Source organism: Diaphorobacter sp. HDW4A, from assembly GCF_011305995.1.
Taxonomy (GTDB): Bacteria; Pseudomonadota; Gammaproteobacteria; order Burkholderiales; family Burkholderiaceae_C; genus Diaphorobacter_A.
In genome coordinates, this window is the sequence record NZ_CP049910.1 from 2,507,515 (window position 1) to 2,522,128 (window position 14,614).

Genomic DNA, 14,614 nt, shown 5'->3' on the forward strand with positions numbered 1-14,614 from the left:
AACGATCAGATGCCGGCAGCTTCGTCCAGGAAAACCTTGGCGTGGCGCGGTGTCACCACCAGCAGCTCGCCCTCGCGCAGTCCCTGGTCACGAAACTGCTGCGCCGGAATCTGTGCTTCGATGAGCGACTCCGTGGCTGTATTGTCCGCCGATTGGTTATCGGATTCGGGAATAAGTTCCAGCCTTGCGATGGGGCCCACCACAATCGCCCGCGAGAGCTGCACCACGATGCCGCGCGGACGGCCCTGCGCATCCAGCGCCTGACCAGGCGAGTAGCGCTCCACATCGAGGTCGTGCGGACGCACGAACGCGAAGGCCTTGGTTTCATTCGCATTCTTGGCCTCGGGACTGTCGAGCTGCATGCCGTCGTCCAGATAGACGCGGCCATCGCTGGCACGGCCCTTGAACAGGTTCACATCGCCAAGGAAGCCGTAAACGAACGGGCTGGCCGGGTTGTCCCAGACCTGCTGGGGCGTGCCTTCCTGTTCGATCTTGCCCTTGTTGATGACGACCACGCGGTCCGCCACTTCAAGTGCCTCTTCCTGATCGTGCGTGACGAAGATCGAGGTCACATGCAGCTCGTCATGCAGACGACGCAGCCAGCGGCGCAGTTCCTTGCGCACCTTGGCATCGAGTGCGCCGAACGGTTCGTCGAGCAGCAGCACCTTGGGCTCCACGGCCAGAGCGCGCGCGAGTGCAATGCGCTGGCGCTGACCACCCGAGAGCTGCGACGGATAACGGTCGGCGATCCAGTCGAGCTGCACCAGCTTGAGCAGGCTCATCACCTTCTCGCGGATCTGTGCCTCGCTCGGGCGTTCCTTGCGCGGCTTCACGCGCAGGCCGAAGGCCACATTCTCGAACACCGTCATGTGACGGAACAACGCGTAGTGCTGGAACACGAAACCCACATTGCGTTCGCGCACATGCACGTCGGTCGTGTCTTCGCCGCTGAAATGGATGGTGCCGACATCGGCCGTCTCCAGACCGGCGATGATGCGCAGCAGCGTGGTCTTGCCGCAGCCCGAGGGCCCGAGCAAGGCGATGAGCTCGCCGGACTTGATGTCGAGGTTCACGTCGCGCAGGGCCTGGAAGTCGCCAAACTGCTTGCTCACATTACGGATTTCAATGCTCATGTTCTCAATTCCTCTTCGGTCCTCTCTCCCGCCGAGCGGGAGAGGAAGAAAATCTCAATTCGTTGCCGGACGCTCTGGCGGCATTTCGGCCGCAACCTTGAACTGCTTCTCAGCCTTCCATTCGGCATAGGTCTTGATCGCCAGCGTCACCAGTGCCAGTAGCGCCAGCAGCGATGCGGCGGCGAAGGCGGCGACCGACTGGTACTCGTTGTAGAGAATTTCCACATGCAACGGGATCGTGTTGGTCTGACCACGGATGTGGCCCGACACCACCGACACCGCGCCGAACTCGCCCATGGCGCGTGCGTTGCAGAGAATCACGCCGTAAAGCAGACCCCATTTGATGTTGGGAAGCGTCACATGCCAGAAGGTCTGCCAGCCCGTCGCGCCAAGCACTACGGCCGCTTGCTCTTCATCGTTGCCCTGCGCCTGCATCAGCGGAATCAGCTCGCGGGCGATGAACGGAAAGGTCACGAACACGGTGGCGAGCACAATGCCGGGCACGGCGAAGACGATCTTGATGTCATGCTCCGACAACCAGGGGCCAAGCCAGCCCTGCGCGCCGAACACCAGCATGTACATCAGGCCCACGACCACGGGCGAGATCGAGAACGGCAGGTCGATCAGGGTCGTCAGAAAGGCCTTGCCCTTGAAGTCGAACTTGGCGATGGCCCATGCCGCAGCCACACCGAACACCAGATTGAGCGGCACGGTAATCGCTGCAGTGAGCAGGGTCAGCTTGATGGCGGACCAGGCATCGGGCTCGCGCAGACCGGCCAGATAGGCGTCAAAGCCCTTGCGCAGCGCCTCGGTGAATACGGCCGCGAGGGGCAGCACCAGAAACAGCAGCAGAAAGACCAGCGCAATGCCGATCAGCGTCCACTTGACCCACGGAGCCTCGGTCGTGCCCGCCTTGGCGCGGCGCACGGTACGGGAATTGTTGACTGCGGCGCCACTCATAGCGGAGCTCCCTGACGCTTGCGCTGCCATGCCTGCAGCGCGTTGATGACGAGCAGCATCACGAACGAGAAGAACAGCATCACCACGGCCACCGCCGTCGCGCCTGCGTAGTCGTACTGTTCGAGCTTGCCGATGATGATGAGCGGCGTGATCTCGGACACCATGGGCATGTTGCCCGCGATGAAGATGACCGAGCCGTATTCACCGATGGCACGTGCGAACGCCATCGCAAAACCGGTGAGCAGCGCGGGCGTGATGCCCGGCAGAATCACCTTGTAGAAAATCTGCCAGCGGGTTGCACCCAAGCTGGTGGCCGCCTCTTCGAGTTCCTTTTCGGAATCTTCGAGCACCGGCTGCACTGTGCGCACCACGAACGGCAGGCCGATGAAGATCAGCGCAATCACCACGCCCTTGGGATTGAACGCAAGCTGAATGCCGTAGGGCTCCAGATACTGCCCTACCCAGCCATTGCCCGCGAGCAGTGCTGTCAGCGAAATACCGGCCACGGCGGTCGGCAGCGCGAACGGCAGATCGACCAGCGCGTCCACGATCTTCTTGCCCGGGAACTGGTAGCGCACCAGCACCCACGCCACCAGCAGCCCAAACACCAGATTCACGCAGGCCGCGATGAACGAGGCACCGAACGTGAGCCGATACGAGGCCAGCACGCGCGGAGCCGTTACCGCCTCCCAGAACTGCGGCCAGGTGAGCGTGAAGGTCTTGAACATCAGCGCCGCCAACGGAATCAGCACGATGATGCTCAGATAAAAAAGCGTATAGCCCAGCGTGATCCCAAACCCGGGCAGCACGCGCTTGGGAGCGCGCCGGTCCGAACGGGCCCCTGGCGAAGCATTCAGCGCCGCAGCAGTCATAGATGAATAGTGGTAGTTGAATCAGAAACGGGGCTCGGCGCAAACGCCACAGCAGTCCCAGGCCAGCGGCCGCCGAGCAAGAGCCGCCTCGCGGCGAGGCGGCGTCCCCCTCCCGCGCAGCGAGAGAGGGGGAAGGCGCGCAGCGCCTCAGGGGGTGCTTATTTTCCAGGTGTGTAGATCTTGTCGAATTGCCCGCCGTCGTTGAAGTGCAACTTCTGCGCATCACCCAGCGAGCCGAAGTACTTGGCCACGGTGAATTGCTTGATCGGCTTGAACTCGTCCGAGTGCTTCTTGAGCACGGCTTCCGAACGCGGACGCAGCGCGTGCTTGGCGGCGATTTCCTGCGCCTCGTCCGTGTACAGGTAGTTCAGGTAGGCAGTCGCCAGTTCGCGCGAGCCCTTTTTGTTGACGGTGCGCTCGACCACGGCCACGGGGTTTTCAGCCACGATGCTGACCGACGGGTAGACCGGATCGACCTTGCCCTTGCCGAACTCGCGGTCCACCGAGACCACTTCGGATTCAAAAGTGATCAGCACATCACCGATATTGCGCTGCAGGAAGATGCTGGTCGCGTCGCGACCGCCCTTGCCCAGCACCGGCACGTTCTTGAACAGCTTGCCGACGAACTCGCCGGCCTGTGCGTCCGTGCCGCCCTTTTCGCGCACATAGCCCCAAGCGGCCAGATAAGCGTAGCGACCGTTGCCGCCGGTCTTGGGGTTCACGACCACGACTTTGACGTCGGGGCGGATCAGGTCTTCCCAGTCCTTGATATTCTTGGGATTGCCGTTGCGCACCAGGAACAGCATGGTCGATGTCGTGGGCGATGCATCGTTCGGGAACTTCTTGGCCCAATCCTTAGCCACCACGCCGGTGCTCGCGAGGAAGTCGATGTCGGTGGTGGTGTTGAAGGTCACCACATCGGCCTCGAGGCCGTCGTTCACCGCACGCGCCTGGGCGCTCGAGCCGCCGTGCGCCTGATCGACCTTCACGTCCTTGCCGGTGGTTTTCTTGTAATGAGCGACGAAGGCTTGGTTGTAGTCCTTGTAGAACTCACGGGCCACGTCGTAGGAAACATTCAAAAGCGTGCTGGATTGCGCAGCCGCCAAACCACTGGCTGCCAGAGCAGCTACGGCGATGATGGACTTGAGCGAGCGGGAGAAGGAGGCGGAGGTGGAGGTCATTGTTGATGTCACCGTCTGATTTGATAGTTACATCATTGTGAGGATCGCTCCTTAAAACTCAAAAGAATATATTCTTGTTTAATAATCCCGATTTGGCATAAGCAAGCATTGGCGCGGCTTACAACCGATTTTCTCTGACTCCATCTTCTCTTGGTGTGGCGACTCGCCTGCAGCCCATCGCCATCATTGCGCAGTCTTCTGCCTGCTTCAGTTGAAGACGCGGCTGCGCTCCGGCACGGTGTCACCCAGAAAATCCAGAAAGCTGCGCACCGCCGGCACCAAACCGCGCCGCGACGGAAACACCGCATGGACAATCGCCTTGGGCTGCGACCAGTCCGGCAGCAGTCGCACGAGGCGCCCGGCCTGCATGTCTTGCTGGCACAGATAGTCGGGTAGCCAGCAAAAGCCCGTTCCGGCGAGCGCCGCATAACGCAGCACCAGCAGGTCATCCACCAGATAGCGCGGATGCAGGACGACGGTCTCCTCCTGCCCCTCGGGCCCGAGCAGCCGCACGGTATTGCGGCCCTCGGACGATGGCATGGCGATGCTGTCCAGCGCCGCCAGATCCTCCACAGTCTTGGGCGTGCCTTGGCGGATCAGCAAATCGGGACTGGCCACCAACAGTTGCACCCCCTCGCCCAGGCGCTTGACCACCATGCTGCCGCTTTCCTCCAGCGTCAGCCGCACGCGCAGCGCGACGTCAATGCCCTCCTCCAGCAGATTCACCGGCCGGTTGAGCACCTGCATCTCGACGCGCACCTCGGGATTGCGCTCAAGAAAGACGGGCAACAACTCGCCCACCACCGTCTGGGCCAGCGTCACCGGGCAGGACACACGCACCGTGCCGCGCGGCGAGCCCTTGACCTGTGCGACCGCATCGGCCGCCGCCTGCGCCTCTTCGCGCATTGACTGGCAGTGGCGCAGGTAGGTCTCGCCCACCTCGGTCAACGAGAGCTTGCGGGTCGTGCGCTGCAAGAGCCGCACGCCCAGCTCCTGCTCCAGCTCGGAGATCCGGCGCGACAGCCGCGACTTCGGAATGCCCAGACTGCGGCTCGCAGCCGTAAAGCCGCCACGCTCCACCACCTCGGCAAAAAACAGCATGTCGTTCAGATCTTGCATGGGAATACCGTCATTGGGAATGATTTCAGAACAATCCGTCGCGATTATGCCGTCTTATCAATTCATTGTCCCGCCTACACAATTCATTCATCGCCACTCGCCAAGCTTTTCAGCGAAACAGCGGCGGTGGCAACACAGATATTCACTCATACATACGGACATCAAGATCATGCAACTGCTTCACATCGACTCCTCCATCACCGGCGAACAATCGGTTTCCCGCCAACTCACCCGCCAGATCGTCGACGCCTTTGTGGCCGCCCACGAAGACACACAGGTCAGCCGCCTTGACCTGCTGACGGACGCCCCCGCCCACTTCACCGCCGATGCAATGGCACCCCGCACCGGCCAGACCGATGGCCTGAGTGAAGCACAAGTGCGCGAAAATGCCGTGTCCGAGCGCCTCGTGCGCCAGTTCCTCGACTCGGACGTGATCGTCGTTGGCGCTCCGTTCTACAACTTCAGTATCCCCACGCAGCTCAAGGCCTGGCTGGATCGCCTGGCCCAACCCGGTCGCACCTTCCGCTACACCGCGAGCGGCCCCGAAGGACTCGCCAAGGGCAAGACCGTGATCGTCGCCTCGACACGCGGCGGCGTCTACTCCACCAGCGAGCAAGGCCAGGCGATGGAGCATCAGGAAAGCTACCTCAAGGTGATGTTCGGCTTCTTCGGCATCACCGACGTGCGCTTTGTGCGCGCCGAGGGCATCGGCATGGGCCCGCAAGCCAAGGCCACGGCACTGGAAAACGCAGCCAGCGAGATCACTGCCGCAGTTGAAATGGAAGAACTGGCCGAAGCGGTCTGATTTTCATTACGCCAGAAAAAGCAAAAGGCCGGTTGATCCGGCCTTTTGCTTTTCACGCATCTGCAATCGGGCTTCAGCGCTTGTCGCCCTCGCCCTGTCCATTATTGGCAGCAGCCGCCGCGCGCAGCTTGTCCTTCTTGCTCATGCGCTTGCCCTTCACCCCGCCGTTGTCGCCATCCTCATGCGGCTGGCGCTCAGGAGTTGTTTCCGTCAGCGGGTACTGCGGCAGCGTCTCGAGCGCCACTTCCCTCAATGCATTGCGCTTGGCGATGAGCTTCCAGTGCGCCTCGGTCGCCGGGCTCACAAAGCTGATGGCAAGGCCACTTGCGCCCGCGCGGCCGGTGCGGCCGATGCGATGGGTGTATTCGATGGGCGAACGCGGCAGGTCATAGTTGACGACCAGCGGCAGATCATCCACATGGATGCCACGCGCGGCCAGATCGGTGGTGATCAGCACCTGCCACTGCTTGTTCTTGAACTCCTGCAGCACCTGCTTGCGGGCGCCCTGGCTCAAGTCGCCGTGAAAGGCCGTGGCGTTGATTTTCTTGTCGTAGAGCTTGTTCGCCACATGCTCCGCCGTGTAGCGGCTGGCGACGAACACCAGCATGCGCTGGCCCTTGTACTGCTCGACCAGCTCGCGCAAAAGCGCGGTGCGCTTGGCGGCGTCGATGTGGAAAACGCGCTGCTCGATGGTCGCATCTTCATGGTGGGTGGATGCGATCTCGACCTTGACGTGGTCGCCCCTCAGCAGGTTCGCCACCAGTTCCTGCACGGCCGGCGCAAATGTGGCCGACAGCAGCAGCGTCTGGCGCGCATGGCCTTCGGGCACCAGCGCGAGCACCTTGTGCAACTCTTCGGCAAAGCCCAGATCCAGCAGGTGGTCCGCCTCGTCCAGCACCAGCGTGCGGATGGTCTTGAGCTGCAAACGGCTGTGCTCCACCACATCGAGCAGACGGCCCGGCGTGGCGATGACCATGTCGGCCCCGCCGCGCAGCGCCATCAACTGCGGATTGATCGAGACGCCGCCAGTCAGCACCGCCACCTTGGGGCGTTTGCCGAGCGATTCGCCCACCATGTAGATCAGCTCGGCGACCTGCGCCGCCAGCTCCCGCGTGGGCACCAGAATCAGCGCCTGGGTCTCTTTGGCCCCCGAACGCTGGGCGGAGTCGCTGAGCATCCACGCCTGCAGCAGCGGCAGCACATAGGCCGCCGTCTTGCCCGATCCCGTGGGCGCGCAGGCCTGCAGGTCGCGACCGTCCAGCACCGCAGGAATGGCTTGCTGCTGCACAGCGGTAGGAGCCATCAGGCCACGGGATTGAGCGGCCTGCGCCAGCGAAGGGGCAAGGCCCAGATCAGAAAAGGACATGAATGAAAGCGGACGGATCAGATCGTCAAAAAGCGAAACGCAACCCGCTATTGTCGGGCCTGCGGGCGCATCGCGCTCGGCAAATCGAAATGCCAGCCTGAATGCCACCCCGCATCACTGCAGGGCAAGCATCAGAATCGGGATCAGCAGCGCCGTGAGAATTCCGTTGAGTCCCATCGCCAGTGCCGCGAAACTGCCCGACACCGGATTGACCTGCAACTCGCGCGCCATGCCGATGGCGTGGGCCGTCAAACCAATGGCGAAGCCGCGCGCTGCCGGATCGGTCACCTTCAGCAGGCTCAAGAGTGGATGCGAAATCACCGTGCCGACAACTCCCGTGATCACCACCGCCACGGCGGCCAGTGCGGGCAGGCCGCCAAAGCGCTCAGCCATGGGAATGGCAATCGGCATGGTGGCAGACTTGGGCATCAGTGACGCCAGCGTCTGCCAGCTTCCACCGAGCGCCCAGGCAATGCCGATGGCGCTGAGAATTGCCACGATGGACCCCACCAGCAGCGCAATCACGAGCGGCTTCCAGATGCGCTTGAGGCGATCGAGTTGCGTGAACAGCGGAATGGCGATGGCGACCGTGGACGGCCCCACCCACCAGTTGAGCGGCTTGGTCGCCGCCGCGTAATTGACATAGGGCGTGCCACTCAGCCACAGCACCAGCATTACCATCAGCGCAGTCGTCGCTACCGGAACCAGCACGGGATTGCCGCCAAAACGGCGATACAGCCGCTGCGCAATCAGATAGGCTGCAAACGTGACCGCGATCCAGAGCACGGCGGAAAGCGCAAAGCCCGTCCAATCAGGAAATGGCTGCGGTGGATTGGGGATCATGGTGTAGAGGCCGCTCATGCCTTGCCCTCCACCGCCGTGTCTGTGCTGACCGCGCCCGACTTGCGCAGCAGGTGCTGGAGAATCACCGCCGTGACCGCGAGCGTGATCACCGCGCCCGCCACGCCAGCCAGCAGAAATGGCAACCACTCGTCACGCACCCGCCCAAAGTTGTCGATCAACCCTACAACGGCGGGTGCGAGCATCAGCATCATGTTGCGCAGCAGTCCACCGCTCACCTTGCCAAGAGCGGCGGGCACGCGCCCCAGCACCAACAAAGCCAACGTCAGCCCCACGAGGCCTACAAGCGAGCCCGGCACCGGCAAACCCAAAGCGCGAACCAGAAAGTCACCTGCGATCTGAAAAATGACCAGAACCGCCAACGAAAGGGCAATGAAGAGCAGAGGCACGTGAAAGCTATAAAAAGGGGAAATGAAGAGCCGACGCGGGAAATGCGTGACAACAAAGCAAAAAGTGATCGATTTCAACCCAGTGAGCTTACCCAAGAGCCCAATTCGGCGTGTCGCAGTGCGAAATCGACCGTATTTCCGAGTGATGGCACGGACCGCGTTACATGACATCCGTCAATTTATCCGTTTTCGAATTGACAAATGAACGGATTTGACGGATTTTGAGCGACGTTACGCCAGAAATAACAACATTCCATTTTCACAATCAGAAACTGCTTGCATCTACCCCGCAACTTCGTCCAACAGGTTGTCAAACCCGCTGCAATTTAACCGAAGTTCAGGCCTGTTTTTCAGCGCAATTAAATTCACTTGAAAGCAAATTCAGCAGGTGTTGGCGTCATTTGCGCTTCATAGAATGAAAAGACGCCGCACTCAACCATTCGAGTGGCTCCCTTTTCTCGACAGCGCCATGAATCTGCCCCCCTCGCCCCATTCGCCGATCTCCGCCAGCCAACCCCGCGGCATCACATTGAAAGACGTGACACTCCATCGTGGCCGCACACGGGTGTTCGACAACCTGAGCATTGCCCTGCACGAGCAGCGCATCGGACTCATTGGAGACAACGGCGCCGGCAAGACGAGTCTGCTGCGCCTTCTGTGCGGGCTGGACACACCTCAGTTGGGCAGCGTGCATATTGGCGGCAAAGAGATCCGGACGGCGGGCCAGGACCGCGCCGCACTCGTCGGGCTGATGTTCCAGAACCCCGATGACCAGATCATCTTTCCCGTGGTCGTCGAGGAAATTGCACTGTCTCTGCGCACACACGGCATGAAGAAGGCCGAGGCCCAAGAAGCCGCACGCGCCCTTCTGGCCGAGCGCGGCATCGCCAATTGGGCCGACCGCGCTGTCAGCAGCCTGAGTCAAGGCCAGCGCCAACAGGTGTGCTGGCTCGCCCTGCAAGCGGCCGAGCCCCGCGTTCTGCTGCTCGATGAGCCATTCGCCAGCCTCGATTTGCCGGGTCAAACCCGACTCGCACACGACATCGCTTGCGCCGATCAGCAGGTGCTGGTTTCGACCCATCTGCTCTCGCATGTGCGCAGCTTTTCCCGCGTGATCTGGCTCGATCAGGGCCGCGTGCGCGCCGACGGCTGCGGCGTGGAGGTATGCGCCGATTACGAAGCCGATGTGGCCGCACGCACCATCCATCACCCGCTGCACTGAAACCAAGCGATCACCGACATGGGAAGCCTCTACAGCGACACTCCAACATGGCTGCACCGCATCGCAGCGGGGCACAAACTGCTCGCGCTGACGCTACTCGGTGCGCTGCTGTTCATCACGCAGTCGCCGCTGGTGCTCGCGGTCGCAGCACTCGCCTGCACCCTGCTCTGGCTCTCGCTGGGCGCGGCTACCAAGCCCGCCCGGCGTCTACTGCTGTCGGTTCTGATCGCAGCGCTGCTGGTGGCCGCCTTCCACACCGTTCTCGGCAACTACCGCATCGCGGCGGTGAGCACCCTGCGCCTCGTCTGCGCCTCGGTGCTTGGGGTGGCGCTCACCGTGAGCACCCGGCCTGCGGACATCGTGGACGTGCTTGAGCGCCTGCTCGCGCCGCTGTCGCGGCTCGGCCTGCATCCCGAGCGCCTCGCGCTGCAAATTGCGCTGATGCTGCGCTTCACCGAACATTTCTTCACCCAGTGGCAAAAGCTCGCCGACGCCTACCGGCTGCGCACCGGCAAGCCCGGCGGTCTTCGGCTGATCGCACCCCTCGCCATCCACATGTTGCTCGCCACACGCCGCGTCGCGGACGCGTTGTGGGCCCGTCTCGGTCATTGAAAGGAACTCATCCATGAACAACAACACCACCAACCCCAACACCCTCTCGCGCTCGGCTGCGTCCTCCATGGCGCAGGTCGCCCTGTTCGCCGCGCTCATGGCCGTGCTCGGGCTGATCCCCAAGATCGATCTGCCGATGGGTGTGCCGATCACCGCGCAGTCGCTCGGCGTGATGCTGGCCGGTGTGCTGCTCGGCCCCAAGCGCGGGTTTCAAGCCATGGCGCTGTTCCTGCTTGCCGTCGCTGCGGGTCTGCCGCTGCTGTCGGGCGGACGCGGCGGTATCGGCGTGTTCGTGGCACCCTCGGCCGGTTATCTGCTCGGCTACGCACCGGCTGCGCTGATCGCCGGACTCATCATGCGCGCCATGCCGCAACGCAGCCCGGCGCTGATCGGACTGGGCGCTTTCGTCGCGGCGCTGATCGGTGGTCTGGTTGCACTGCATGCGATGGGCGTCGCCGGGCTCATGCTGCTCGCCCACATGTCGCTCAAACAGGCCGTGCTCACCACGCTCGCCTTCGTGCCGGGCGATCTGATCAAGTGCGTGCTTTGCGCAGTCATTACCCACACCGTCGCACGTGGTCTGCCCGACTGGCAGTTTGGTGGCCGCCGTGCCTGAACGCGTAGCGCATCCACTGGCCGCGCCGCTGCACGGCTTCTGGGAGCTGGTGCACGGCCCGCTCGCGCACTGGGCCGCGCTGACACCGAATGCGGTCGCATTGCGGAGCGAGACGCACAGCCTGAGCTTCGCGCAACTGCATGACGAAGTCGTCGCGCGTCGCGCCATTACTACGCAAAGGCGTGCACCGTCCATGCTGCTGCTGGACACGTCACGCGGAACGCTGGAATGCGTGATCGACTTTCTCGCCATCATCGCGAGCGGGCGCTGCGCAGCGGTATCAGATCCCGAATGGCCGCCCAGCATGCATGAGCAGGTGTCCGTCTGCATGCCAGAAGCCACCAGCGATCAGTTCGAGGCCACGTCACTCACCCCGTTCTACACCGGCTTCACCTCGGGCAGCACCGGCGTGCCCAAGGGATTCATGCGCCACCACCATTCCTGGACGGAAAGCTTTCGCGTGAGCATCGCGGACTTCGGCCCCGTCGCCGCGCAGCGCGTGCTCGCACCAGGACGCATGTCGCATTCGCTGTTTCTGTTCGGCGTGATGCACGGCCTGTGGTGCGGCGCAGGTGCCGTAGTGCAGGAGAAATTCTCGGCGCTACGCTGTCTGCAGTGGCTGGCCGATGATGCCGCCCCCGTGCTTGTGGCGGTACCCAGCCAATTGCTGCTGATGCTGCAGTGGGCCGAACAGCGGGGCCTGCCGCCGATCAAGGGGGTGCAACTCGTACAGATCAGCGGAGCACGATGGATGCGTTCGCAGACGCCCGCCCTGAAGCGACTGTTTCCCAACGCACGCATCGTCGAATTTTACGGCGCCTCCGAGGCCAGCTACATCGCCTGGATGGACGCCGATGCCGACGCCCCCGCATCTGCCGTCGGCAGACCCTTCAGCAACGTGGCGCTGTCGATTCGCCACACACCCGATCAATCCACCGATGGCGCCGGACTGATCTATCTGCGCAGTCCCATGGTGTTCATGGATTACGTCGGCCAAAACGTGGATCGCACCGGAGTTCTTCGCGACGGCAATTGGCTCTCCGTGCGCGACATGGGATATATCGATACCGCCGGACTGTTGCATCTCGCGGGTCGCGAAAGCCGCATGATCGTGACGCGCGGCAAAAATCTATTTCCCGAAGAACTCGAAGACCTGCTGCAGAGCCACCCCGCCATTGCGCGTACGTCGGTGCTCGGCGTGCCGGATGCATTGCGCGGTACGCTGATCCATGCGGTCGTGCAATGGCGCGATGGCGCTAGCCAACCGCCATCGACACATGAGCTGTCGCAATGGCTGCGCAGCCGTACCGAGAGCTTCAAGCATCCGCGCAACTGGTGGGTAGCCAGCGAATGGCCGCAGACCAGCAGTGGCAAGACCAATCACCGCGCGCTTGCAAGTCTTGTGCAGCAGCAGTTGAATGCAAGCGGGACCGCGCTCGTGCTCATGCCGTGGCTGTCATGATGCGCCCCGCTCCAATGGCTGCGGGGATTCTTTCTTGGGCCCGCAGCGCCATCGCGCCCAAGGGGGGCGCATTCAATGCGCTGCAGCCCCACGAGATCGCCGCGCCAGTTCTGCAGGCGCTGCTCGCTCGAGCGAATCTGAGCGCAGACTTGGTTGGCGCCGTGGTACTGGGCAATGCCATGGGCGCTGGCGGCAATCCTGCGCGGATGACAGCTCTCGCCGCTGGACTGCCGCAAACCTGTGCGGCCTTCAGCGTCGACAGCCAATGCTGCGCCGGACTCGATGCCGTCGCGATGGGCGTGGGCCTGATCGCATCGGGACAGGTAGACATCGTCGTCGCTGGCGGCGTTGAGGCATGGAGCCGCGCTCCAATCCGCCAGACCAGGCCACTGCGACCCACGGACATTCCGACAACCTTCGAGCGCCCCGCCTTCGCGCCCGACCCCGCAAAGGACCCGGACCTGCTAGAGGCTGCGAGCGAGCACGCATGGGAGCGGCAATTCAGCCGCGCGCAGCAGGACGCCTATGCACTCCTCAGCCACGAACGTGCATTGCGAGCGCGGCAGTCTTCGCAACTTCACGAGTTGATCACGATTGCGGGCTGTGGGTACGACATGTACCCGCGCGCCATCCTTCCCGCGCGCGCCGCACGCATGCCGGTGATCACACAGTCCAGCATGGATACGGAAAATCGGTTCGGACTGAGCGCCCTCACTGTCTCCGCGAAGGCCGACGGAGCGGCGATGCTTCTGCTGGCCTCCGCACAAGCGTGCGAGCGCCTCGGTATTTCAGCGCCAGCACGCTGGGTGGCCAGCGCCAGCGTGGGCGAAGACTCGCGCATGCCCATGACGGCGGCGGCCCTTGCCGCGCAGACCGTACTGCAGCGGTTTTCGCTGCAGCGCGACTTGCCGCCGCTCCATCCCCACGATATGCAAGCCATCGAAGTGCACGACGCCTTCGCGGCGCAAGGTCTGTCGTTCTGCGAAGACCTCGGTCTCCAACCAGAGGACATCAATACACATGGCGGCGGGCTGGCACGTGGCCACCCCATTGGCGCATCGGGCGCAGTCGCGCTGGTGAGTCTGCTGAACACCTTGCACACCATGCCCATGAACCACATGCAGACGCCTCACTTGGGCCTTGCGGCCATTGCGGGCGCTGGCGGGCTGGGCGCGGCCTGCATGGTTCAAATCGGAAACCCTCGATGAGTGAATCAACGCCTTCAAACACCATTGCAGAGGCTTTGTGCTTCCTGCACCAGCGCCGATCCATTCGCGCCTTCACCGATCAGCCAGTTGAAAAGGCGCTGCTCACGCAAGTACTGCAGGCAGCGCGCGCTGCGCCGAGCGGGGCCAATCTACAGCCCGGCAGATTCATTCAAGTCAGCGGAGATGTTCGCGCAGCATTGACACGAGCGCTGATGCACAACCGCAGACAGTTCGTAGAAGAGCGCGAAGACTACGACTACTTCCCTCGTCCCATGCCCATGCAGTTGCGCAAACGCCAAGTGGCGGCCGCTCAGGCACTGTATAGCGCGCTCGGCATAGCACGCGACGATACCCAAGGCCGCGAGTCACAGTTTGCGCGCAACTACCAGTTTTTTGATGCTCCCGTCGCACTCATTGTCACCATTGATGCGAACTTTGGAGCTGGTGGCTACATGGATCTTGGAATGGCGCTTCACGGTTTGCAACTTGCCGCCTCGGTACTCGGCATGGGTAGTTGCGCGATTGGTGCGATGGCGTCGCATGCCAACACGGTGCGTGAGGTGCTGCGATTGCCAAGCGATCAGCACATCGTCTGCGGTTTGGCACTGGGTTGGCCCGACGAAAAAGCCCCTGTCAATCAGACGGAGACGCGGAGAATCCCACTTGACATGTATTTTGAACAACGCTCGGAAATACACACCGACCCAGAAAAGCCTTCGGCGTACCGTCCTACAAGCGAAGCGAATTTTCAATAGTTAGAAATTAACTATTGACCATTTGGTAAATAAAAAAACAGGGCAACCAAGGT

15 protein-coding genes are annotated in these 14,614 nt (G+C 62.4%); 7 read left to right on the forward strand and 8 right to left on the reverse strand.

The window, feature by feature from the left end; translation table 11 throughout:
• Positions 1–5 precede the first annotated feature (5 nt).
• From G7047_RS11305 to G7047_RS11325, 5 genes are all read right to left on the reverse strand, one after another.
• Positions 6–1,133, reverse strand: coding sequence for a sulfate/molybdate ABC transporter ATP-binding protein (locus tag G7047_RS11305; RefSeq protein ID WP_166305085.1), 1,128 nt, complete (start codon positions 1,131–1,133; stop codon positions 6–8).
• 54 nt (positions 1,134–1,187) lie between these two features.
• Positions 1,188–2,093, reverse strand: coding sequence for a sulfate ABC transporter permease subunit CysW (gene cysW, locus G7047_RS11310; RefSeq protein WP_166305087.1), 906 nt, complete (start codon positions 2,091–2,093; stop codon positions 1,188–1,190).
• A complete protein-coding gene (cysT, locus tag G7047_RS11315; protein ID WP_166305102.1) occupies positions 2,090–2,965 on the reverse strand; it encodes a sulfate ABC transporter permease subunit CysT in 876 nt (291 codons plus the stop codon). Before cysT ends, cysW begins: the two co-directional genes overlap by 4 nt.
• Positions 2,966–3,123: 158 nt before the next feature.
• Positions 3,124–4,146: a sulfate ABC transporter substrate-binding protein gene (locus G7047_RS11320; RefSeq protein WP_166305104.1), complete on the reverse strand. Its 1,023-nt coding sequence runs from the start codon at positions 4,144–4,146 to the stop codon at positions 3,124–3,126.
• Positions 4,147–4,353: 207 nt separating this feature from the next.
• Positions 4,354–5,265 carry a LysR family transcriptional regulator gene (locus tag G7047_RS11325; RefSeq protein ID WP_166305106.1) on the reverse strand — a complete coding sequence of 304 codons (912 nt, stop codon included), beginning with the start codon at positions 5,263–5,265 and terminating at the stop codon, positions 4,354–4,356.
• A 169-nt stretch (positions 5,266–5,434) separates the two neighbouring features.
• Here G7047_RS11325 and G7047_RS11330 point away from each other — a divergent pair, with 169 nt between their 5' ends.
• Positions 5,435–6,070 (forward strand): FMN-dependent NADH-azoreductase, encoded by a 636-nt coding sequence (locus G7047_RS11330; protein ID WP_166305108.1) that lies wholly within the window; start codon positions 5,435–5,437, stop codon positions 6,068–6,070.
• A 73-nt stretch (positions 6,071–6,143) separates the two neighbouring features.
• On the opposite strand, the gene G7047_RS11335 is transcribed toward G7047_RS11330, so the two are convergent.
• The 3 genes from G7047_RS11335 to G7047_RS11345 all read right to left on the reverse strand — a co-directional run bounded on the left by G7047_RS11335 (position 6,144) and on the right by G7047_RS11345 (position 8,686).
• Entirely contained in the window at positions 6,144–7,436 is a 1,293-nt protein-coding gene (locus G7047_RS11335) for a DEAD/DEAH box helicase (protein ID WP_166305110.1), read from the reverse strand.
• Positions 7,437–7,550: 114 nt separating this feature from the next.
• A complete protein-coding gene (locus tag G7047_RS11340; RefSeq protein ID WP_371813865.1) occupies positions 7,551–8,297 on the reverse strand; it encodes an LrgB family protein in 747 nt (248 codons plus the stop codon).
• Entirely contained in the window at positions 8,294–8,686 is a 393-nt protein-coding gene (locus G7047_RS11345) for a CidA/LrgA family protein (RefSeq protein WP_240939456.1), read from the reverse strand. Before G7047_RS11345 ends, G7047_RS11340 begins: the two co-directional genes overlap by 4 nt.
• A 469-nt stretch (positions 8,687–9,155) precedes the next feature.
• Here G7047_RS11345 and G7047_RS11350 point away from each other — a divergent pair, with 469 nt between their 5' ends.
• From G7047_RS11350 to G7047_RS11375, 6 genes are read left to right on the forward strand one after another with little or no spacing between them, the layout of a single operon-like run.
• Positions 9,156–9,908 carry an energy-coupling factor ABC transporter ATP-binding protein gene (locus G7047_RS11350; protein ID WP_166305112.1) on the forward strand — a complete coding sequence of 251 codons (753 nt, stop codon included), beginning with the start codon at positions 9,156–9,158 and terminating at the stop codon, positions 9,906–9,908.
• A gap of 18 nt (positions 9,909–9,926) precedes the next feature.
• Entirely contained in the window at positions 9,927–10,520 is a 594-nt protein-coding gene (locus G7047_RS11355; protein WP_166305114.1) for an energy-coupling factor transporter transmembrane protein EcfT, read from the forward strand.
• Between the two features lie 13 nt (positions 10,521–10,533).
• Entirely contained in the window at positions 10,534–11,136 is a 603-nt protein-coding gene (locus G7047_RS11360; RefSeq protein WP_240939457.1) for a biotin transporter BioY, read from the forward strand.
• Positions 11,129–12,598 (forward strand): AMP-binding protein, encoded by a 1,470-nt coding sequence (locus G7047_RS11365; RefSeq protein ID WP_166305116.1) that lies wholly within the window; start codon positions 11,129–11,131, stop codon positions 12,596–12,598. The genes G7047_RS11360 and G7047_RS11365 overlap by 8 nt, the downstream gene beginning before the upstream one ends.
• On the forward strand, positions 12,598–13,806 hold the full coding sequence (locus tag G7047_RS11370) for a thiolase family protein (protein WP_166312019.1): 1,209 nt from the start codon (positions 12,598–12,600) through the stop codon (positions 13,804–13,806). Before G7047_RS11365 ends, G7047_RS11370 begins: the two co-directional genes overlap by 1 nt.
• Positions 13,803–14,561 carry a nitroreductase gene (locus G7047_RS11375; RefSeq protein WP_166305118.1) on the forward strand — a complete coding sequence of 253 codons (759 nt, stop codon included), beginning with the start codon at positions 13,803–13,805 and terminating at the stop codon, positions 14,559–14,561. The genes G7047_RS11370 and G7047_RS11375 overlap by 4 nt, the downstream gene beginning before the upstream one ends.
• The last annotated feature ends 53 nt before the right edge of the window (positions 14,562–14,614 follow it).

Bases quoted from the DNA above. Each gene is read 5' to 3' on its own strand.
- G7047_RS11320 (WP_166305104.1), bottom strand. From the start codon at position 4,146: ATGACCTCCACCTCCGCCTCCTTCTCCCGCTCGCTCAAGTCCATCATC.
- G7047_RS11305 (WP_166305085.1), bottom strand. From the start codon at position 1,133: ATGAGCATTGAAATCCGTAATGTGAGCAAGCAGTTTGGCGACTTCCAG.
- G7047_RS11340 (WP_371813865.1), bottom strand. From the start codon at position 8,297: ATGAGCGGCCTCTACACCATGATCCCCAATCCACCGCAGCCATTTCCT.
- G7047_RS11360 (WP_240939457.1), top strand. From the start codon at position 10,534: ATGAACAACAACACCACCAACCCCAACACCCTCTCGCGCTCGGCTGCG.
- G7047_RS11370 (WP_166312019.1), top strand. From the start codon at position 12,598: ATGCGCCCCGCTCCAATGGCTGCGGGGATTCTTTCTTGGGCCCGCAGC.
- G7047_RS11325 (WP_166305106.1), bottom strand. From the start codon at position 5,265: ATGCAAGATCTGAACGACATGCTGTTTTTTGCCGAGGTGGTGGAGCGT.
- cysW (WP_166305087.1), bottom strand. From the start codon at position 2,093: ATGAGTGGCGCCGCAGTCAACAATTCCCGTACCGTGCGCCGCGCCAAG.
- G7047_RS11335 (WP_166305110.1), bottom strand. From the start codon at position 7,436: ATGTCCTTTTCTGATCTGGGCCTTGCCCCTTCGCTGGCGCAGGCCGCT.
- G7047_RS11375 (WP_166305118.1), top strand. From the start codon at position 13,803: ATGAGTGAATCAACGCCTTCAAACACCATTGCAGAGGCTTTGTGCTTC.
- G7047_RS11350 (WP_166305112.1), top strand. From the start codon at position 9,156: ATGAATCTGCCCCCCTCGCCCCATTCGCCGATCTCCGCCAGCCAACCC.
- G7047_RS11330 (WP_166305108.1), top strand. From the start codon at position 5,435: ATGCAACTGCTTCACATCGACTCCTCCATCACCGGCGAACAATCGGTT.
- cysT (WP_166305102.1), bottom strand. From the start codon at position 2,965: ATGACTGCTGCGGCGCTGAATGCTTCGCCAGGGGCCCGTTCGGACCGG.
- G7047_RS11355 (WP_166305114.1), top strand. From the start codon at position 9,927: ATGGGAAGCCTCTACAGCGACACTCCAACATGGCTGCACCGCATCGCA.